This window comes from Emergencia sp. (genome assembly GCF_048465375.1).
In the GTDB taxonomy this organism is placed as follows: Bacteria; Bacillota; Clostridia; order Peptostreptococcales; family Anaerovoracaceae; genus Senimuribacter.
Genome location: NZ_DBFWLQ010000002.1, coordinates 478,099 through 498,003, shown reverse-complemented (window position 1 = coordinate 498,003; position 19,905 = coordinate 478,099). Strand labels below are relative to the sequence as shown.

Sequence of the window (19,905 nt, the reverse complement as noted above, 5' to 3'; positions counted from 1 at the left end):
ATTACATTCCTCGACGATATTCTCTGACTGTATCGATGTCCTGGTTTTTCTTGAGCAGAACACCGATATAGGGAATCTGTTCCTCAATCTTCTTCACATCCACACCGCTGATACGCAGCGCCTGAATCCAGTCGAGAAGTTCTGACGTGCTAGGTTTTTTTTGAATCTGGCGCATCCCTCTGATCGCATAAAAAGCGTTCATGGCAGCAGCTGCCAATTTTTTCTCAATCTCTCCGTAGTGGACTTTGATGATGTCTTCCATCTTCTCCCGGTCAGGGAACTCGATATAATGGAAGATACAGCGGCGCAAAAATGCATCTGGCAGTTCCTTTTCCGCATTGGAGGTGATGATGACAATCGGACGATGTTTCGTTTTGACGGTTTCCTTCGTTTCATTGATATAGAATTCCATTTTGTCCAATTCCCAGAGCAAATCGTTGGGAAACTCCAAATCCGCCTTATCGATCTCGTCGATGAGCAGGACCACCTGTTCCTGCGAGGTAAAAGCTTCGCCTAGCTTGCCCAATTTGATATATCGTTTAATATCAGAAACGTCACCCTCTGCGAACTGGCTGTCGTAAAGTCTCTGCACTGTATCATAAACGTACAGGCCTTCCTGTGCCTTTGTTGTTGATTTGATACCCCAGATAATCAAATTCATCTGCAGTGCATCAGCGATGGCCTCCGCCAGCATCGTCTTGCCGGTGCCCGGCTCCCCTTTGATCAGCAAAGGTTTCTCTAAGGCGATGGCTACGTTGACCGCGTTCATTAACTCTTTTGATGCGACATAATCGCCGCTGCCTGTAAATCTTTTCATATGTGTTACGCTCCTATTACTAGTGGTACTAAAAGAGGTACCAGCAGACTCTGTGACATCCCGATAGCGAAAGAATAGACGATAATGTCGGGCCGTGTGGCCTTCTCCACCAAAGTCAATCCGATATCCATGGCTGCAACGCCTGGCAGACTAGTCACCTCGATATAACCGATTTTTTTGGCAAGAAGCGGAATCAATACGATGCCGCCCATCTCGCGAAATACGTTGTGCATAAAAGAAACTGCGCTGGCGATGACATGGCCCGCGTTGGAAATTGCCACAGGCGCGAACGTATACCAGCCGAAACCGAAGCTGACAGCCAGACTCTCTCGCAGTGTCAGCGGCAGAAGCAGACTGATCAGCACTCCCATCACGGCGGTGCCGATCAGCACAGAAACAGGGAAGATCAGCACTCGGAAGCCAATCAGCTTCAGCTGCTCGACAACTGTACCCGCAAGTCCCATCTGAAAGCCGATCACGCCCAGCAGCAGGGTCAGTCCCGCTGTCATGATATTGCCGGCTTTTTCGTTGAATCCGTCTACATCTGGGATGTACACCCGCACAAGAAAGTACCCTACAAAAATACCCAGGACGACGAAGATCAGGATCAGCCAGGTCATCAGATTCGATGATTTCGCTTCCTCTTCTTCCTGCTTCTCGTACTGTTCCAGTTCTTCCGATTCTTTACATGCGACATGGCCTTCCAATCTGCCCCACTTATCGATGTGCAGCAGCTTGCGCGTCACAGTCACAGACAACACTGCCCCTGCCATCAAAAGCACGGTTGCCAAAAGTGCCTGCAGGCCGATGGTGCCCAGATTGCGGATGACTTCTTCGTTGGAACCCATACGAATTCCCATCAGAAACACCAGCAAAGAAACAGACGCCATCATGATTACATCGGTGAGTTTTAGAAATCTCTCTCCCTGGTCACGTTTCTTACTGCCGATATAATATCCGATTACCATGGCGCTCCAATACAAAGCGATGTAAGCCAAATTCTCACTTCCCTTCAATTAAAAAAGTAAGCGGACACATCTGTATCCGCTCAGGTTTCATGTCCAATATTTTTATTTTACACTGATTCGTTAATCATTTCCACTAATTGGTGAATATAATTTTCATAATCTACTAAAGCCAGGGACCAATTGGCCAGACAGCCTTTCCCTTGCGGGGTGATGCTGAATACTCTTTTCGGTTTTCCAGCGTCGTCTTCCTCGTCCAGTTCCCATTTGGAAGTCAGCAATCCTGATCCTTCCATCTTTTTCAGATATCTGTATACACCGGTGGCATCTGGCACCTTATCTTCAAATCGAGGAACTTTGGCGATTTCTTTGATGATTGCAAAACCGTGCAAGTCTCCGCCTCTGGCCAAGATGCACAAAATCAGGGGCTGCAGCAGTTTATCTAAATTTTTACCCTGGCAGGGGCAGTCCATATCAATATACATATTTCTCTCCTCACATCACTGTTTGTGAATCAAATCGCTGCCATAATGGGAATCAAAAAACGTCTTTGAGTATTTCTCTAACTTCCACTCTGGTACGCGACACTGCTTGCAGGGCTTCACAGCCCACTTGTTCCGAAGCCACCTGGCAGCTCTGGAATTTCTCGAATTATAAATTCGCAAAGTTTTCCCGCAGTGGGTGGTAATGACTGCATACTTTCCATGTTCTTCAATGGTTTTGATGCCATGAAGAAGTCCGCTTCTGGCAGGCCATAATTTCATCTTATCCAGCAGAACAAATAGTTCTACGTTTTTTCTATAATACCGCTTCTTATCATCAGCCATCTTAAATATAGAACCTTCCTTCCAGAATTTTCTCTGCGTTTGCTGTAATCAGACTGAGCATTTTGATTCCGACAGAAGAAATGACTACGATTTCTGTGTTCTCCTCCGTCTCCCAAGGCGTTATAATCAAGTTGTTCACCACGCCGCTGACTCCAACAGTACCTTCCTCTATGGTCTTAGCAAAGCCTTTGATTCTGTAGCTGCTATCGGCGATGGATTCGATGAAAGCAATCAGCTTTTCTTTTTCCACCGGTTCGTCAGCTCTGACGATAAAGGTCGTCGGCCTGCTCTCGTAGGTGTTGGTCGTTTCCTCACTGCCAGCGACAGCCGGGGCAAAATGATCCACGATGTTCTTGATATCTACGTTGCAGTGGGTCGCAGCATAGATTTTTACGGCCGGATTGATTTCGGCCACCTTCTGAGATATTTCCTTAAAAGTCTCATCGTCAATCAGATCCATCTTGTTGACGATGACCGCATTGGCGTGTTTCACCTGCCGTTCCAAGGCTGGGAGCACGTCCGCCAGCTCCAAGAAGCTGACGCCATCTGCAACGCAGATGGAACCTTTGATCAGTAAATTATCGCCGGTATCTTTTTTGATTCCAGAGACAATATCCCCCATGTTTGAAGGATCCGCCAGTCCTGATGCCTCAATAAAGAGATATTCGATATCTGTCTTGGCCATGGCAATCAGACCGTCTACAAACTTGTCTTTGATACAGGCACAAAAAATAGAGCCGTTGGACAACTCTGCGATGTCGATGCCGTCGCGGCTGACCAGCTTTGCATCTATATTGATTTCTCCAAATTCATTGATGATGACGCCAATCTTGTGGTCCTTATAGGTGTCCAGCAAGCGCTGCATCAAAGTCGTCTTGCCGGCGCCTAAAAATCCGCTGAGCAATACAATCTGAATCATAAGATTACCTCCTGTAAAAAGGAAAAATGGCAACGTCCGGCAAGCCGGACTCCTCCAGTCGCAAACCTACATCCGGTTTGCTCCTTTCGCTGTCCATTCCACCTAGCCAAACAAGTTTGGGGTGGAATGGCGAGGTGCCCGGGAGTCTCACCCGGCTGCATAGATTTAGAGTCTATGTGATCCATACGATCCGCACCCCATGATATTCTGTCCAAAGAGCCTTTGGCGTTTTGCTTGACAGAGTTTATGCCGGAGTTCCCTGACTTCAGCCAGATTGGAACTCGTCGTATATTTAAATCTGAAGGGCTTCTCCCAGCATAATGGCCGTACCTATTTCCAGGTTATCGTGAACCGCTCTGTCCTCAAAGCGGCTTTCTGCCACTTCGTCCATAGAATATGGAACGCCGGGGCTGGCATAGAGAATCGCATCCGCCAGATACGCATCTTTCAGCCATCCGCCTTCATTGGTAAAGTCTAATATATATCTATAATCCTTAATTTCTTCTTTCCCTGTTAATTTTTTATGAGAAAGTCCGGCTAGAGTCTGTGGATCCTTGTCATAGATATCAAAATCCACCCCTCGCTGCTTAAGGATTTGAACAGCTTCTCTGCCGACAATTCCGTGACCAATCTGGAGAATTTTCTCTTTGGCAATATCCTTGCCGTGTCTCTCCATCAAAGCCGTCAGCACTTCAATAAAACCCAGTGCTGTGGCATAATTGTTGTCAGAAGCTTTATTTGTTTTCGTATTCAATGCCAGATATCTGATGTCGTCTGCAAAGAAGAAGAGATTGCACCCTCTCTGATATCCGTCGTAGATACCGTCTACATCGGTATGAGGCATGACATCCACACGAAATCCCATGGATTCAACGATAGCAGCGACAGATTCACTGAAACTGCCGATGATTCCCTCGCCCTGCGTAATGGGAACGACTGCAACTCTGTTGCAATTTCTAGCTCGGTCAAAGTCTGCTTCGCTCATATGAAAGGTTCGCATCGCCAACCCCGCCAGATCAACGCCGATTTTCTGTTTCAGCACCTGATTGTAGGAGGTCATGCCATCAATCATATATTCTACCAATTCCGTCTTCAGTCGTGTCATGATAACCCCTCTTTTCTTTCCAAGGTTAAATATTCAGTGGCTGCCCGTCGATAAAGGTGATACTCTTACCGTAGCGTTTGATGGTCTTGCTCTTGCTGAGAGCCATGGTCAGACGCTCGATGCCAAAGCCGATACCGACCCAGGTGTCAAAGACCCCCCACTGGGCATCCAGGAAATGCGGTCCGTAAGAGCCGGATGCCACTTCCATGCCATTGATTTCTATATCCACTGTGCTGCCGTAGACGGTAGAATCCTCTACAACCAGCTCGTATTCTTCTTCCGGTACTCCAAGAGCCTGCATCGCTGCATGAGCGAGACGCTTCAGTTCTTCCACCTGGTCGCCATCCTTAACGGCGGCAAGTTCCACGCAGTTGAGCATAGTAAACTCGTTCATGTGTTGTGCACCTTGAGATTCTTTTCTAAAACAGGAACCGATTTCAAAGATTTTTACTGGTTCGTTGGTAATTCTCTTCAGTTCCCTCATTACGACGTAAAGATTTGGCGCCAACATCGGGCGCAGACATCTTTTCTTGTCCAGCCAGAAAACCTGTTCTGAAAGGTGATGAAACTCGTCGATGGTCATTTTCGCCAGCATATCACGGGTGATGATGGTCGGCGTCACCACTTTGGTATAGCCTTCGCCCATGAGCCACTGCTCCAGAGTTCTACCTACTTCCACGCTTCGAGTGATATGTCTGCTATCCAGAAGCTCTTTGATTCTTTTGCGGCTCTCCCGAACCATCTCTTTTTCCATCTTTCTGAAAGTCTGATCCCGCTCTTCTGTGGTCTCAAACTCCATATTGATGTCTTCTGCAGTGCCGTTCAGCTCGCCGATTCGCTCAGCCTGTGTAACAGTAAACTTTTCCATCTCCGTCTCACCTCCTATGTAAGTATTGTATCATGACTACTATTGGCAGTCTAATAATATTTCTAACTTTTATGGTAACAATTTTAGGTCTGTTTTGACCCCTCTCAATTGTTCACAGGTAGTGCTGCGGAAGACAGCTTGCAGTTTTACACGCCCAGCTGCGCCCTGACCCTGCCTCTCATCTCTTCCAGTTCTTCCAGGCTGTCCGCCCAGTTGACGAAGATACCTCTGAAATCCTCTCTCTCCTGCTTGTAGTCTGAAATGACGACTTTGCTGCCGAAGAGACCTTCTAACACGGATAATGGTCTCGCAGAAGCCATCATGTGTTCCCCTTCCTGCACGACTCGTCCGTCCTCGCGCCGATAATGCTCGTAAACCGAGAACTTTTCCTCATCGCGCTGAACCGATTGAAATCTCCCATAGACAGTCACATCGGCTAATTCAGATAAGAGATTCATGCCTGAAGAATAGAGCACTGCGATGGGTGTCTGACTGGGAATTCTCGCGTCAATTTCCAGCACCTTGAGGGCTTCTCCATCGTCGATGACTTCCACATCCATGATACCGTGAAGATTGACCAGTTCTGCCAAACCCTTGCCGATCTTGGCAAACTCCGATTTTTGTTCTTCTGTGATGGCACAAGGCGCCGTCACTTTGCAGCAGTCGTAAACATCGTCCATGTGAATCTGGGTGATGGCATAGGTTCTATAGCCTGCTTCCGGCGTTCCTATCACTTCAATCGAATAGGAGGGACCTGCCAGATATTCCTGCACAATCCAGTTTTCCGGATCTGCGCAGTCTGTCAAGAAACCGCGTACGTCCTCTGTGGTCTTTGCGTATCTGACTCCAGCTGAACCGCTTTCACCTGACGGCTTGATGACGTATGGCGCCCTGCCGTCCGAGTAATACCTCGGTGCAGGAATGCCCGCCTCATGCATCAGCGCATCTGATTTGATCTTTGATTGAGAAATGCGGTAAGCGTCCATATCAAAGGCCAGCTTTAATCCTTCTTCTCGGCAAATTGCACAGACCGCATCGAGCACCTGGTCATTTTCGTTAGCTGGCAGCACAAAATCCGCCTCTCTCATAGCATCTACCACCTGCGCATCTCTTCTGACCACGTCTCCCGCGACAAACCGATCCGCCAAAGTACTGGCTGGCACGTTTGGGTTGGCATCAATCAAAATGCTCTCAAAACCACAGGCAGAGGCTAGATAAACTGCCTCTGTCCCCTGTAATTTACCTCCAATGATTGCAATTTTCATTTGCGTACCTCTTTGATAAACTCCTTGTATTCTTCCCTGGTGGCGATTACAAGCCCCATCTGGTCTAAAATGCTGCGCGCCTCTTCCACCGTCCTGCCGCCTTCATCTACGTCCATGGTATTGTGAGCGACGCCCATAAATCCGGATTTTGGCGGGATGATGGATGTAATCAGGTTCGCGCCTGCATTGATTCTGTCCTTCAGACCTTTGATGCCGTCAACATCTAACGATGCCGGAATCAAAGCGTGGGGATAAAGAATTCGCATCAGGGCGATAATCTTCAGTTCCTCCATCCGATCTGGTGAAGTGCAGTTCTCCATAGGACTTCCTTCTTGAGGAATGAAGCTCATGACTCTGACCTGCCTGGCTCCTATTTCGCCCATTGTCAGCAGAGAATCCGCAATATCTTCTTCATTCTCCCCTACACCGGCAAGAAGACCTTCTTCAATCAGCATGCCCTTCTCCTTTGCATAGAGCTTCGCGTTCATCCGCTCGTCATAATCCTGTCCCACTCTCAGCTTTGCGAAGAGCGCCCGATTGTGGGTTTCCTGGTACAGCGCATAAAAATCCGCGCCGGCCTCGGCCAGATTATCGATAATCTCATTGCTGACAACCCCAGGAGAAATCATGACCGGTGTATCGTATTCTTGCTTAATCTTTTTAATGATGTCCGCTACCGTTTGAAACTTTTCCTGATGATACTGAGGATCTTCACCCATGGTCAGATCAATCAAATTCACGCCAGAATCAATCAAGGCTTTGGAAGTAGCCAGGACCTCTTCTTCGTTCTTCCGATATCGCTCGATATCGTTGGAGTTTCTATAGTAGCAGAAGTTGCAATTGTTCCTGCAATAAGTCGTAAAGTAGACAAAACCGTAAGCGAAGATCTTGTTCCCCTGTACTTCTTTGCGGATTTTTCTCGCTGTGCTGAATAAATCCTGCAGCAACTCTGGATCGTCAGAGCGCAGTACCTTGATCAATTCTTCTTTGGTGAATTCTTCTCTGTTTAATTCTAACATGCTGTCCTCCGTTATTTATCGTAGTGGTCTCTTCAAAAGATGCGATCAGAACATCATTGCCATCATATATTGATCCTGAAAATCGCTTCTTGCCGCCAGTTCGATGTGTTCAATCTCCCTTGCCACCTTCCGGGCCTCCTCTTTGCTGTCAGAAGAAAGCAAGATCATTGAGGCGCCGATGCCAGCCGAATTTCCTAAGGAGACGATTTTCTCTTCCGCAATTTTTGGCAGCAGTCCGATGTTCATCGCGCTGATATTTCTGATATAGTTTCCGAATGCGCCGGCGATGCTGATCTTGGCAATTTGCGCTTCTTCTACTCCGATCTCTTTCATCATGATCGTAATGCCGGCAGAAATGGCTGCTTTGGCTAGCTGCACTTCTCTGACGTCTTTTTGCGTAATCACTACATCACTTTTTCCATCCTCACTAAAGTATAACACAAAATCGTTCGCCTTTTCACCCTCTTTTATGTGGTTAAGGATATTTTCGCTGAGTCCCTTTTTTGCCAGCTTCTCTCTGCTCAGAAGACGTCCCGATTTATCTACGATTCCTACGCGAATCATCTCTCCTACTGCATCGATGATACCACTGCCGCAGATGCCGATAGGACTCACATCCCCGATGGTTTCAATTTCTACGCCGCTTTCAAAAATATCCACTCTCTCGATGGCTCCTCTTGCAGCCCTCATACCCTGTTTGATAGAACTGCCTTCAAAGGCCGGTCCTGCTGCCGTGGAACAAGCTACAGCCCTGCCATTGCCCGTAAGCACGATTTCTCCATTGGTACCGATATCGATGAATAGGTGACCTTTATCACACTGCATCAGATCTGTGGTGATGATGCCGGCCGTGATGTCAGAACCTACGTGTCCGGCAATGTTGGCAGCCACGTGTACTTCTGCATCGGGACAGATTGTCAGGTGCAGTTCTTTTGCTGCCATATCTACTGGCGCTGTGAAAACAGGGGTAAATGGTGCTAAGGCCAGCTGCGCAGGATTGACACCCAGGAAAATATGGCTCATAGTAGTATTGCCTACTACAGCCATCTGGTAGATATGCTCAGGCCTGATACCTTCGTTTTCTTCAAAGCCCTTGACAGCCTTGTTAATGCAGTCGATGATTGTCTGATGAATCGTCTCCAGATTTCCTTCCTTTTCCATGACATAAGTGATTCTGGAAATGACATCGGCTCCATAGGCGCCTTGTGGATTGGTGGCGGCAAAGATATCCATCATCTCGCCGCTGGCCGCATTCCACAGCATGATGACTACTGTGGTGGTGCCGATATCTACTGCCACGCCATAGTTATCCTTTTCGGTATTGCCACACTCTGCATCTATGACCTGACCATCTCTGATGGTGACAGTGATCTCCTCTGCATTCTTGGCGATTTCCGGCAGTTTCAGCAGCGTTTCCAGAGAAAATTGCAGTTCCTCCATGCCGAGAGCAGCTTTGATTCTCGCCTCATCACTGTTCTGATTCTGAATGGAAGCTGCAGGCACATTGATGCACCTCTTCGTGACAGCCGCCTTTGGAACAAAACCCTCTGGCAAATGTATCAGCTTCTTTTTTCTCGATGCTGTCGTCTCCGACTCCGGCATTTCGATGACCATGCCCTCTGTCACTTGATGACAGCAAGCCAGCCGATAGCCTGCCTCTATTTCAGCCTCCGTCAACTTGTGGTGGTGGTCGTCACACTGGCTTAAATCACCTTCGATAATCTTGACTTTGCACTTTCCACAAGTGCCGCTGCCAGCACAATTTCCATCTATATTGACACCGGCTTTCACTGCTGCCTGCAGAATGGTTTCACCGGTAATTGCTTCCCAAGTAATGTTCTGTGGTAAAAAAGTTATTTTCATTGCTTCACCTCGTTTAATTTTGCTCTCACTGCGCAGAATTGACAGCCGGACGCGTTACCGTGGCAGCGCATACATTCCGGTTCTGCTTTGATGTCAGATCTGTTCAACACGACATACAGCCCGGCGCAGGTCTTTTGCGGAATCATCAATCCGCTGTCCTTGACTCTGACGTTGATCAGGCCGCCGTCCATAATCTTGAAAAATTTCTTCGTCTCAATGACTGGCATGCCGAAATATCCCGGACCAAATTCCTCTGACAAGTATAATTGTTTTCCCCCAAATCGTTCCGCCATATCGTTTTTGATGAAATCTTCGGTCAATAGTTCTATCCCAGCATCCACATAATTGGTGCCCCAGATATCCGCATATAGGAAGTCCATGATGTTTTCCTCGCTGGAAAAGTAACATTCTCCAGCTGTCAGCATGTAGAAGTAAACACCTTCCACAGACTCTGCCGGAATCTGTTCAAAGTAATTACAGGTCAACTCCACGTCTCCCACGGTAATCATTCCGGCTTTGCAGACCTCCGGACCATAAAAGGATACCAGCGCCTGAATATTGATTCCCTCTACTCCGTCATCTCTGACTTTCTTGCCCATTTTCATCATTCTCTGATGTTTCTCTGTTTCCATGTTAAAGCCACAGGTTTGGATGAACCTTTTTTCCGCTAGTGGATATGCTTTGCTCTCTTCAATGCTTACTTTTTTATTAATCATAGTCCGCCCTCTCGATAACAAAGTAAGGTGATCGACCAATCCCGGCCTACCACCTTACCAATTTCATTGCATTATGTCTATTTATTTTTTTGCTTCTTTTACGGCCTCAATCAGTTCCTCTCTGGAAGGAATGATAGAGATGTATTTCTGCTGCCCGTTGATGCACATGGTTGGAAGGTTCGCAATTCCCATTTTTCTTGTTCTCGCGATGTCTTCCTTGATGAAGTATTTGTATACCTTGTAATCTGCCATGTCTTTCAGGTCATCCCAGTTATCCTCAACGGAAGCCAGCATATATGTGCAAGCTGCGCACTGTTCAGGATCTAAGAGGAATAACTCGATGAGCACTTTATCCAGATTTGCATAATCAGGAATTTCTACGTCAGAATCGTCGATGACAACTTCGTAATTCTCGATCAGCTTTCTGGTGCTGTCAGGATGCTTTACTGCCTGCGCACAAGCGATGGTATTTTCAATCGGTGTGTCGTACGGCATGTCGCAGCCTGGGCTGACGATCAGGTTGTGATGGTCTACAGAGTCGATCAGATCGATGACGCCCTTCATGTTATCTTCCTGTGTTCCGTGGAGCATAGTCGTCGTAAGCGGAATGTTGCCGCCGATGGTTACATTGTATTTGTCTGTAACTTCTTTTGCTGTGGCAAGATTTACGTTTTCATCTACAGATACGCTGTCCGGACCAGTCTTGCACATGACCTCGATCTGTTTTGTCGCGTTGCCGCATACGAAGAAGGAGGAGAAAATACCTTTGGATCTTACATAATCAAAGACTGCTGAAAATCCTTCTGACAACATCTTTTCGATATGTTTTGGTGAAACCTGTGAAACAAGCGGGTCGACGACTGCGATGACATCCATGCCTGCATCTATGTACATCTGTGACACTGCGATAGAAACCTGTGCACAGTAGTTTACTAATTCTTTTACGTATGTCGGATCGGATACCATATCCATGAAGATGTCCGTTCCTCTCAGATGAGAAGCCAGTGTGAACGGTCCGCAGATCAGTCCATACAATGCTGTGTCTTCGCCGATGGCTTCTTTTACTCTTCTCATGGCGGATAAAATCATCGGAAGTCTTCCTGATTCAGGAGTCGGAATCTTGCAGTTGCAAGGGATTGATTTTTCGCCTGAAAGGGGATGGCTCTTGACTGAAGGCGGATTGTTCTCTGCCCACATCAGGTCGCATCCGAGAATTTCTGCTTCAACCTGCAAGTCGAAGATTACTGGAAGTCCGTCAGGTGTATACAGCTTATTCGCTTCGATTAAGCATTCTACAAGCTTATCCTCATCTCTGAGCACCTGCTCTGCTGTATAGCCCTTCAATTTACCAACATGAACGCCAGCAAATGGCACCCAAGGAATTTCGTCTGTTTTTTCATGTCTTAATGTCTGAAATATAAGTTCTTTACCCATGTTGTTCCTCCATATAAATCACTTTTTATTTTTCTGTTCCATAAGCTCCAAAGCCACTTTGACTGCCTCCAAGGCATCTTCGCTGTAGCCGCCTGCACCGATTTTCTTTGCCCATCTCGGTGTGCACGGAGCCCCGCCTACCATGGTGATAAAGCTGTCTTTTTCACCACTCTCAGTTAATAGTTTTTCTAACTTTTTCTGTTCAAGCATTGTAGAAGTCAAAAGTGCACTGGTCCCGATGATATCGGCATTGTGTTTCTTGGCTTCTTCCAGGATTACGTCAACGGGTACTTCACAGCCCAGGTCAATCACATCAAAACCTGCGGTCTTAAGGGTTGACGCCACGATGCCTTTACCAATGTCATGAACATCCCCCGCTACAGTAGCGAGAAGAATTGTCCCTTTTTTGGTCGGTGGATTCTCTCCCTCTGCTTTCAGTAATTCCAGTATGGTGTTTGTCACACTCTTCATCACTTCAGCAGCATATATCAGTTCAGGCAGAGACAGGATTCCTTTGTCAAATCTCTCCCCTATTTCCTGATTACCGGCTCCAAATCCAGATAGCAGTAATTCAAGAAGGTCAAAATCCTCATTTTTTGCCTCAGTGATAAGGCCGAGTGCTTTTGATTCATCGGCATCGACAATTGCTTCTTTTGCTCTGCTAAATAGTTCCTGCTTATCCAAATTAGTGCCTCCTTAAATGTCTATACGGTAAAATATCACTTTATTAATCAAGAATATCTTATCATATTATTTAAGAATTAGCTATCAAATTTATCTTGCTAAAAATAACTAATTGTGTCATTGTCTCCTTCAGCTTTTACGCATTTCTCTTTACAAGTCATAATATTCTGTCAAAATTTTGATGTAAAATTTTGCCCGGCTCTATTCCTCAATATGTAGAATAGGTTTACTCCTTGCAAACCTATTCTACAATCATGTTTATTTATTTGAGCCCGGCTCTTTCTTTAAATCTCTCAACAGAGTTTACTTTGATGTCGAGAACTTCCTGAATTCTGAATTTCGCTTCCATTCCCGCATTCGCTTCTGCGTTTGGTTCTACGTGCGCTAATCCAAGTCCCAGTTCTTCTCTCTTATCGTTCATTGTAACGATATCGCATAATTCTTCCACCGATACATTCAGCTTCTCTGCTACGTATGCTTTCGCTTCGTTGATTTTCATCTTCTTAGCTAGCTGTAAACGCATTACCAGATCTCCGGCAGTGCGGATACCGCCCATACCTGCAGCTAGAGCGTGTGTAGCTTCAGCACCAAGTGGGTCTCCTACGCCTATCTACAATCCGTCGACCTTGCCGATCTCGATCAAGCACTTGTCAGCTCTTGATACTACGTCGGAAGGAAGATTTTCTACCATAGGGATACCGCATACGCCCATGCCCGCATTGGCATGTACCGGAATTTCAGCTACGTCTGTACAAGCTTTGATGAAAGTGCAGACTCTGGCGATGTTCCAAGGGAATGATTTGTTGCAGTTGGTGTTGACTACTGCACCAAAGATGCTTGCGCCGGCTTCTTCTACAACTTTTACCTGTTTGTGCGGATATAATCCAGCCAGTCTTGTTCCATTGTATTTCAGCTTGCCGTGCATTCCCAGGACAAATTCACCAGCCATACCGATTTCAACCGGCATATCAGGGAATTTTTCTCTGATGATTTCACAGGCTTTCAAAGATGCCAGCAAATCCGCATCTCCAGCAGCGCCGGAAGTATCCAGCATGAAGGCGTCTGCTCCAACATCATTCATCTGCTCTGCAACATAAACGATGTCTCTCACAGCGTGATCTACTGCTTCTTCTTGTGCAGCCATGGCTTCTTTGATCTTGCCCTCTGGCAAAAGCACTGCCCAGTTATCTACAGGACCGTCCGGTTTTGTGTAGAATCCCAGGTTTGGCATTGCGCCGTAGAACAGCGGCATAGTCGCCTTTGTCAAAGCCTGCTTCAGTACGGTAGCTTCTCTCTTTGCTACGCCTTTTACAGTCTTATAGTTATAGTCACTGTATCCGATATCAACGGAATCCGCGCCTAATACTCTTTCGTGAATCAGTGCATTGGTATCTCTTGAAGTGGAGATGCCGCACTTTGTGCTGATTTTGTCTGATCCTGAGTCATTGGAAGTTACGATTTCCATACCTGGCTGTACACCGACGATATTGCCTGGCATTGTTACGATTTCGTAGATTTTCTCTGCGTCTTCCTCTGACAGCGGATCGATCTTTCCTCTTAGAACTGCATCATCGATACCAGCTTTGATGTCAGCTCTAATCTCTTCTTCAGTCATATATACTGGTGAACCATCACCCATACGAGTGAAGAACTTCTTCTGATCGCCCATATTTGTCATCCTTTCATGATAGTTGCTATATTATTTCTTTTTGGCTTCAAATTTAGCTAATTCTTCCGCTTCTTCTTCACCTTCCACGACGATGTCATGAATCCTCTTCTTAACGTCGTCTGGCAGTGGAGTCACTTCGTAATTTTCTAAAATATCAATGGCTTTGGCTTTTGTAGCCTCTGTCATCGTCATTCCGCCCTTTTTCATCCATGTTTCTCTCTGTGTACGGTCGATGAACTGTGTCGTTGAAAGTTCCTGTCTCATGTACTTTCTCGTATGCTTCTGAGCTAAGTAATTGTTGGCAGGTCCTACTGCTTTAATTACGTCCAGAGCCATTGTGTCCTTATTGACAGGGATACCCTGAAGAATCCTCCTCGTCATCCTCACGATTTCCGCGTCAGTAAGCAGCTGCTCGTAACTCATGGTCATACCCATTTCCATCATTCCCATACCATAGATGACGTTGCTTCCTGTCAGTGCAGGCAGCATGTTGGTCATCGTCTTTTCATGACCTAACTGTACGTCAAAGCACTTACCGTCCGCCTACGTGCCGCCTACGTTAGTAGGAATTCCATAGTAGTGGCCCAGCTGTCCGACTGCTGCAGAGCACATCGCATGCTCAGGAGCGCCGACTGGTGACTGTGCTGTCTTCATGTCCATAATCGTAGTAGATGATCCGTAGAGAATCTTGTTTCCAGGATTTACAACCTGTGCCAAGACGATGCCGCCCAGAATTTCTGCGTTGGTGCAGACCAGGGTTCCGGCAAGGGTAGCAGGCGTGGTAGCCCCGCAGAGTCCCATGGACAAAATGTCGATAGGAAGTCCATGTCTTGCGGACAGGATGATGATGCTGGTCTCGTTCTCATTGATTTCCAGTGGTGAGTTCGGACAAGCACCCATCGCTACGATTGGTCTCTCTCTCAGTTTGTCATATCCACCCTGAATTGCTGCCGCCATGTCGATGAATCTCTGTGTATTTTTAACACCCTCCAGATCATGAGCGAAGTTCTTTGTCAGGTTGTTGAACACGACTTCCGCTTCGTGCAGGGAACGAACTTTCTGGTTTACATCTCCTGCAGTAACGGCGATGGAGAATACGTCGATTTCTGGAATAGCGTCAATAAATCTTGCAACGTTTCCTAAATCTTCTTTTGTCGATTCTCTCAATTCTCCAGTATAAGGGTCAAAGATGAATACCCCCGTACCGAAGTTCTTATATGCAACCTTCTTTCCGCCGACGACAGTATCCTTTGCAGGATCTCTGCCGCAGAGAGTGAACTCTGCCGGACATTTTTCAATTGCATCGTTTACCAAGTTTCTAGGGAATTTCACTCTATCGTTTTCGTAATCCACTTCGCAGCCAGCACCGGCTAAAATGTCCAGCGCTTCTTTCCCGTGCATCTGGAGACCGTAATCCTCCAGTAACTGCAGGGTGGCTTCATGAAGTGCATCCAGGTCTTCATTGGATAGAATGTTATATCCTGTAATGTCAGTTTCATGTGTAAATTTACCCATAACTTACATCTCCTCCATTTTCATTTTCTTTCTATGTATTTCCTTCACCAGAAAACTGATGGAGAGTTGTTTACAGTTCTTCAATCCACTTCAGAATGAAGTTCACTGTGTCGGAAGCGTCTTCGCAGTATGCGTCAGCACCGATTTTTTCTGCCCAACGGTTAGTTACAGGCGCTCCGCCTACCATTGTCTTCACTTTGTCTCTGATGCCAGCTTCTTTCAGTGCTTCTTCGATGTCTTTCTGGACAGTCATTGTCGTCGTCAGAAGTGCTGAACTTCCTACGAATTCTGCATTGTGTTCGATAGCTGCATCGACGAAATCCTTTGCAGGTACTTCTCTTCCAAGGTCAAATACTTCAACGCCGTTGGTCTTGACCAGGGAGGCAACGATTCCTTTACCGATATCGTGTACGTCACCTTCTACAGTTCCGATAACCAGTGTTCCTGCTGATTTTACTTCAGACATATCCATCTTGCCTTCGATTTCTGCAGTTGCAGCTTTCATGACTTCTGTAGCGAAAATCAGTTCTGGTAAGAAGATTTCTCCCATTCCGAACAGGTCGCCCAGCTCTTTCATGCCTGCACTGTATCCGTTGCTCAGCAGTTCAAGAAGATCCACGCCTTCTGCTTCAGCATTTGCTAATGCTTCCATTGCCATATCTTCGTCAGCCTCAACAATTGACTGTTTTGCAGCTTCTAAAATCGCTTCTTTACTCATTATTTGTTACCTCCAATAAATTATAAACTAAGTTAATAAAGACTATGCCTTTGCTTTATACTCACATTTTACAAGTTTCCCTTTGGTAAGTTATATAGGTACTTTTAGAATTTTTAGTAAAATTTTTGTCACCCCCAAAATAAATACAATTTTTTGGTTTTATTCTATGACGCCTTCTTTTGGGTATATCTCCTACAAATTGCTGTTTTTCAATGGTTTCGACGGTTTCTTCAATATCTGCACTTTTTATGACGACGCTTTCGCAAGATTTTTTCAGCCTCTGTGCATCTTCCCCCGTGTAAACCATCTTATTATTTTTTTGATTTTGTCTGCTTCATTATCTTCATTCTCTATATTGTATTTTTTATTTCTGCGTGATATAATTCAAGTGAAAATTTTCACAAAAAATAGTACAATTTCTATATAGCTTTTTGATGTATATTGGAGTCAATCATGAAAAACTTTGTAATTCCAACCCTAGATAACCCAAATGCAGAAACCCTGTCAGACTATCTGAACAGTTCTATCGAAGCTTTCTCAGATATTACAGGAATTCCCGTCACCTATTTCAGCGGTGACGATCAGATGGTCAAAGAGTTCAAACGAGATGACAAGATCTGCAACATCTTCGAAGTGTACGCGGACAAAGACAGTTCCTGCAGGCGCAACCTCTCATCTGCCGGTCAGTTTGCTTCCAGGCTTGGCGAACCGTACATATTTCTCTGCAAATCAGGACTGGCCAATATTGCAACCTCTTTGATCATCGACGAAGTCTTTGCCGGTTACTTCATTGCCGGACCCATCGTGATGGGTGAACTGCGCAGCAGCACCACGAGAAATTTTGCAAATTTGAACGATCTGAACGAGGCCGCGCAATCCATGGCAAAGATGTTTGCCGGGAAGATGAAGGTCTATCAGCCCAACCAGATTTCGCAGATTGCACTGTTGTTCTATAACTGCATCATCACATCAGTGACTGGCAACAACGATTACAGTGCACTGCGAAACCAATATAATGAGCAGAATCAGGTCAACATCGACATACAGCATTACAAGAAAGAACACGTATCCGTGGAATATCCTTATGACCTGGAAAAAGTTCTCATCGACAACGTCAGCAACGGCCAGGTCTCCACGGCCAAGGAAAATCTGAAGAAGCTGCTCAACACCTTTTCCATTTTGGAATGTGGTGATCTGGATGGAATCAAAGCCAAGGCCCTGTGGTTCTTCGCCATCATCATCAGAATCGCCAACGAAAGTGACAGCAACCTGAATCAGATTATAGACACAGATCTGGACATCATCAATAAACTCAGTGAAACCGAAAGTTTTACCGAACTGCTTTTCGTCTCTACGGCCATCATCGAGATCATCACCAAAAACATGCTTTCCTCCATCTATAGCGGCCGTTCACAGATTGTGGCAAAAGCGCTGCAGTTTATCAACAAGAACTATACAGAGAAGATTTCACTGAAGGACATCGAGTTGAACCTTCACGTCAATTCCTCTTACTTCTCCACATTGTTCAAGCAGGAAATGGGTGTTACTTTTACAGACTATCTCAATTCGCTGAAAGTAGAACACGCCTGTCACCTCCTGGCAAATACCAATCTGAGCATCATTGACGTTTCTCTTTCTACCGGCTTTGACGACCAGAGTTACTTCACCAAAGTGTTCAAGAAAGCGAAGGGAATGACACCAAAGGCCTACCGATCAGCAAAATCGAAGGTAGATAACGAAGCATAAACCACAAAACGGTCATCCAGCTGGCCGTTTTTTATGTGGGCAATATCGATGAAATTCAGCAAGCTCCGCTCCACGGTCACGTGGCATGGGCCAATCGCAGAGTTCCATTTCCGCTGCTATCAGCCAATAACAAAAATGAAGTCCGAACCCTGCTTTCCATTTACCCACTACAATACTATAAAATACAAAAATTTTACAATAGATATTATTGGTTTAGGGCTATAATCAGACTATATCTAATAGTAGTCATTATCGATTGGAGGAAAATAAAATGGAAAAAATGACAAAGGAAAAAGCAGGCGCAAGTTTTGCCGCCGGTATCGACTGTTCTCAGGTGGTTTTCGGACATGCCGCCGAAAAGATCGGAATTGACCCTGACGATGCGAAAAAAATCGCTTCTGCTTTTGGCGGCGGCATGTGGGCTGGTCAAACCTGTGGATGCGTCACCGGTGCTTTGATGGCGATCGGATACAATTTCGGTCACTGTAAAGACGGGGATGTAGAAACGAAAGATAATATGCTGAAAAAGAAGTATGCTTTTGAAGAAGCCTTCAAGGCGAAACACGGTTCTCTGATCTGTAAAGAGATTTTGGGCTACGACCTTTCTGTCCCAGAAGAGATGGAGAAAATCATGGAAGAAGGTTTGTTGTCCACCCTATGTCCACAAATCGCCTGTGACGCCTGCGAAATACTGGAGCAAATTTTGGAGGAGAAATAGAGATGAATCAAGAAATCATCAATCTCATCGACAGAGTAAAGGCTGACTGTCTAGCTGGCAAAGCGCAGGACCGTGATACCATCGTCTCACTTCTCGATATCACTCCCAGCAGTGAGGAGTATACTTATCTCTGTCAATCCGCCCGCCAAGCTGCCTTGGTAATTACAAAAAAAGAAGCCTATCTCTGGGGAGCAATCGGCGTGGATTTTGCGCCCTGCTCCATGAATTGCACTTTCTGTTCCCTGGGAGAAGCCTGGGGCATCGTGAATGAGGAAATCAGTTATTCAGAAGCGGAAATCATCGAGCAGATCAAGCGTTATGTAGGCTGCGGCGTAAGGTTCATCGTCCTTCGAACTACTGAATTCTACAGCATCGACACACTTTGCCAGTTCATCAGAGACATTCGCCTGCAGGTACCTGGAGAATACGAATTAGTCCTCAATATCGGTGAATTCGATATTGAGACCGCGAATAAAATTCACGAAAGCGGTGCCTCTGGCATCTACCACGCTTTGCGGCTGGGTGAAGGACGGGACACTGCCTTTGACCCTGCGCAACGGAACGACACGCTTAATTCCGTTCATCACTCACCGCTGAAGTTGATTCACTTAATTGAGCCTGTCGGTATCGAGCACACCAGTGAAGAAATTGCAGAAATATTTCTCAATTCCCTGCAGTACGGCGTCGTCATTTCTGGTGCCATGGCCCGCATCCCAGTCAAAGGAACGCCTCTGGGCGCAAAACCGCAGATTTCCGATCAGCGTTTAGCACAGATTGTTGCCGTAACCAGACTGTGCGGCGGTAAGAACGTGCCCGACATCTGCGTTCATCCTCCGTCAAAAGAGGCCGTCATGGCCGGTGCCAACGTCCTCGTGTTAGAACGAGGTGCTGTGCCGCGAGATGGCAGCCTGGCAGAAGACCTGTGGAACGGCTTCGACTGTCAGAGGGCGAAAAGCCTGCTGACAGAATGCGGGTATGATATTGTGCAAAAGAAAGATGAATGATTCACCCTCTTCAGATATTGCAAAACCGGCTGGGAATTCATTCCCAGCCGGTT

General features: G+C 46.2%; 17 protein-coding genes and 2 pseudogenes. 3 read left to right on the top strand and 16 right to left on the bottom strand.

Translation table 11 applies throughout. The annotated features are described in order from the left end of the window. Position 1: 1 nt before the first annotated feature. From ACMQ5W_RS02775 to ACMQ5W_RS02700, 16 genes and pseudogenes are all read right to left on the bottom strand, one after another. Positions 2 to 817: an AAA family ATPase gene (locus tag ACMQ5W_RS02775; protein WP_419023209.1), complete on the bottom strand. Its 816-nt coding sequence runs from the start codon at positions 815 to 817 to the stop codon at positions 2 to 4. Between the two features lie 5 nt (positions 818 to 822). After that, positions 823 to 1,815, bottom strand: a complete 993-nt coding sequence (locus tag ACMQ5W_RS02770) for a lysine exporter LysO family protein (protein ID WP_419023207.1) — start codon at positions 1,813 to 1,815, stop codon at positions 823 to 825. A gap of 77 nt (positions 1,816 to 1,892) precedes the next feature. After that, entirely contained in the window at positions 1,893 to 2,267 is a 375-nt protein-coding gene (locus ACMQ5W_RS02765) for a PadR family transcriptional regulator (RefSeq protein WP_148491495.1), read from the bottom strand. Between the two features lie 15 nt (positions 2,268 to 2,282). After that, a complete protein-coding gene (pylSn, locus tag ACMQ5W_RS02760; protein ID WP_148491494.1) occupies positions 2,283 to 2,609 on the bottom strand; it encodes a pyrrolysine--tRNA(Pyl) ligase small subunit in 327 nt (108 codons plus the stop codon). A 1-nt stretch (position 2,610) separates the two neighbouring features. Continuing rightward, a complete protein-coding gene (locus ACMQ5W_RS02755; RefSeq protein WP_419023205.1) occupies positions 2,611 to 3,528 on the bottom strand; it encodes a CobW family GTP-binding protein in 918 nt (305 codons plus the stop codon). Between the two features lie 292 nt (positions 3,529 to 3,820). Further along, positions 3,821 to 4,633, bottom strand: a complete 813-nt coding sequence (pylD, locus tag ACMQ5W_RS02750; protein ID WP_419023203.1) for a 3-methylornithyl-N6-L-lysine dehydrogenase PylD — start codon at positions 4,631 to 4,633, stop codon at positions 3,821 to 3,823. A gap of 25 nt (positions 4,634 to 4,658) precedes the next feature. Further along, positions 4,659 to 5,501 carry a pyrrolysine--tRNA(Pyl) ligase large subunit gene (pylSc, locus tag ACMQ5W_RS02745; protein ID WP_148491491.1) on the bottom strand — a complete coding sequence of 281 codons (843 nt, stop codon included), beginning with the start codon at positions 5,499 to 5,501 and terminating at the stop codon, positions 4,659 to 4,661. Positions 5,502 to 5,647: 146 nt separating this feature from the next. Then, positions 5,648 to 6,766: a 3-methylornithine--L-lysine ligase PylC gene (pylC, locus tag ACMQ5W_RS02740; RefSeq protein ID WP_419023201.1), complete on the bottom strand. Its 1,119-nt coding sequence runs from the start codon at positions 6,764 to 6,766 to the stop codon at positions 5,648 to 5,650. Next, entirely contained in the window at positions 6,763 to 7,785 is a 1,023-nt protein-coding gene (gene pylB / locus ACMQ5W_RS02735; RefSeq protein WP_419023199.1) for a methylornithine synthase PylB, read from the bottom strand. Before pylB ends, pylC begins: the two co-directional genes overlap by 4 nt. A gap of 45 nt (positions 7,786 to 7,830) precedes the next feature. Continuing rightward, on the bottom strand, positions 7,831 to 9,648 hold the full coding sequence (locus ACMQ5W_RS02730) for an ASKHA domain-containing protein (protein WP_419023197.1): 1,818 nt from the start codon (positions 9,646 to 9,648) through the stop codon (positions 7,831 to 7,833). Then, positions 9,645 to 10,364 (bottom strand): hypothetical protein, encoded by a 720-nt coding sequence (locus ACMQ5W_RS02725; RefSeq protein WP_419023195.1) that lies wholly within the window; start codon positions 10,362 to 10,364, stop codon positions 9,645 to 9,647. The genes ACMQ5W_RS02730 and ACMQ5W_RS02725 overlap by 4 nt, the downstream gene beginning before the upstream one ends. Before the next feature lie 81 nt (positions 10,365 to 10,445). Next, the gene (locus tag ACMQ5W_RS02720; protein ID WP_148491486.1) at positions 10,446 to 11,798 is read right to left on the bottom strand and encodes a uroporphyrinogen decarboxylase family protein; all 1,353 of its coding nucleotides are present in this window, start codon (positions 11,796 to 11,798) and stop codon (positions 10,446 to 10,448) included. 18 nt (positions 11,799 to 11,816) lie between these two features. Then, a complete protein-coding gene (locus ACMQ5W_RS02715) occupies positions 11,817 to 12,482 on the bottom strand; it encodes a cobalamin B12-binding domain-containing protein (protein ID WP_148491485.1) in 666 nt (221 codons plus the stop codon). A 262-nt stretch (positions 12,483 to 12,744) separates the two neighbouring features. Further along, a pseudogene (gene mtbB / locus ACMQ5W_RS02710) lies at positions 12,745 to 14,151 on the bottom strand ([dimethylamine--corrinoid protein] Co-methyltransferase). A 30-nt stretch (positions 14,152 to 14,181) separates the two neighbouring features. After that, positions 14,182 to 15,666 (bottom strand): annotated as a pseudogene (gene mttB, locus ACMQ5W_RS02705) ([trimethylamine--corrinoid protein] Co-methyltransferase). 70 nt (positions 15,667 to 15,736) lie between these two features. Beyond that, positions 15,737 to 16,384, bottom strand: coding sequence for a cobalamin B12-binding domain-containing protein (locus ACMQ5W_RS02700; RefSeq protein ID WP_419023193.1), 648 nt, complete (start codon positions 16,382 to 16,384; stop codon positions 15,737 to 15,739). Positions 16,385 to 16,837: 453 nt separating this feature from the next. On the opposite strand from ACMQ5W_RS02700, the gene ACMQ5W_RS02695 reads away from it, so the two are divergent. The 3 genes from ACMQ5W_RS02695 (at position 16,838) to ACMQ5W_RS02685 (ending at position 19,852) form a co-directional block, all read left to right on the top strand. Next, positions 16,838 to 18,130 carry an AraC family transcriptional regulator gene (locus tag ACMQ5W_RS02695; RefSeq protein WP_419023191.1) on the top strand — a complete coding sequence of 431 codons (1,293 nt, stop codon included), beginning with the start codon at positions 16,838 to 16,840 and terminating at the stop codon, positions 18,128 to 18,130. A gap of 271 nt (positions 18,131 to 18,401) precedes the next feature. Then, entirely contained in the window at positions 18,402 to 18,848 is a 447-nt protein-coding gene (locus ACMQ5W_RS02690; RefSeq protein WP_148491478.1) for a C-GCAxxG-C-C family protein, read from the top strand. 2 nt (positions 18,849 to 18,850) lie between these two features. Continuing rightward, positions 18,851 to 19,852: a hypothetical protein gene (locus ACMQ5W_RS02685; protein ID WP_419023189.1), complete on the top strand. Its 1,002-nt coding sequence runs from the start codon at positions 18,851 to 18,853 to the stop codon at positions 19,850 to 19,852. Positions 19,853 to 19,905 lie beyond the last annotated feature (53 nt).

What these genes read in the sequence shown, in the direction of transcription:
- pylC (WP_419023201.1), bottom strand. Translation starts at nt 6,766, where the DNA reads ATGAAAATTGCAATCATTGGAGGTAAATTACAGGGGACAGAGGCAGTT.
- ACMQ5W_RS02720 (WP_148491486.1), bottom strand. Translation starts at nt 11,798, where the DNA reads ATGGGTAAAGAACTTATATTTCAGACATTAAGACATGAAAAAACAGAC.
- ACMQ5W_RS02700 (WP_419023193.1), bottom strand. Translation starts at nt 16,384, where the DNA reads ATGAGTAAAGAAGCGATTTTAGAAGCTGCAAAACAGTCAATTGTTGAG.
- ACMQ5W_RS02755 (WP_419023205.1), bottom strand. Translation starts at nt 3,528, where the DNA reads ATGATTCAGATTGTATTGCTCAGCGGATTTTTAGGCGCCGGCAAGACG.
- pylSn (WP_148491494.1), bottom strand. Translation starts at nt 2,609, where the DNA reads ATGGCTGATGATAAGAAGCGGTATTATAGAAAAAACGTAGAACTATTT.
- ACMQ5W_RS02765 (WP_148491495.1), bottom strand. Translation starts at nt 2,267, where the DNA reads ATGTATATTGATATGGACTGCCCCTGCCAGGGTAAAAATTTAGATAAA.
- ACMQ5W_RS02685 (WP_419023189.1), top strand. Translation starts at nt 18,851, where the DNA reads ATGAATCAAGAAATCATCAATCTCATCGACAGAGTAAAGGCTGACTGT.
- pylB (WP_419023199.1), bottom strand. Translation starts at nt 7,785, where the DNA reads ATGTTAGAATTAAACAGAGAAGAATTCACCAAAGAAGAATTGATCAAG.
- ACMQ5W_RS02690 (WP_148491478.1), top strand. Translation starts at nt 18,402, where the DNA reads ATGGAAAAAATGACAAAGGAAAAAGCAGGCGCAAGTTTTGCCGCCGGT.
- ACMQ5W_RS02775 (WP_419023209.1), bottom strand. Translation starts at nt 817, where the DNA reads ATGAAAAGATTTACAGGCAGCGGCGATTATGTCGCATCAAAAGAGTTA.
- ACMQ5W_RS02725 (WP_419023195.1), bottom strand. Translation starts at nt 10,364, where the DNA reads ATGATTAATAAAAAAGTAAGCATTGAAGAGAGCAAAGCATATCCACTA.
- ACMQ5W_RS02695 (WP_419023191.1), top strand. Translation starts at nt 16,838, where the DNA reads ATGAAAAACTTTGTAATTCCAACCCTAGATAACCCAAATGCAGAAACC.
- ACMQ5W_RS02730 (WP_419023197.1), bottom strand. Translation starts at nt 9,648, where the DNA reads ATGAAAATAACTTTTTTACCACAGAACATTACTTGGGAAGCAATTACC.
- pylSc (WP_148491491.1), bottom strand. Translation starts at nt 5,501, where the DNA reads ATGGAAAAGTTTACTGTTACACAGGCTGAGCGAATCGGCGAGCTGAAC.
- pylD (WP_419023203.1), bottom strand. Translation starts at nt 4,633, where the DNA reads ATGACACGACTGAAGACGGAATTGGTAGAATATATGATTGATGGCATG.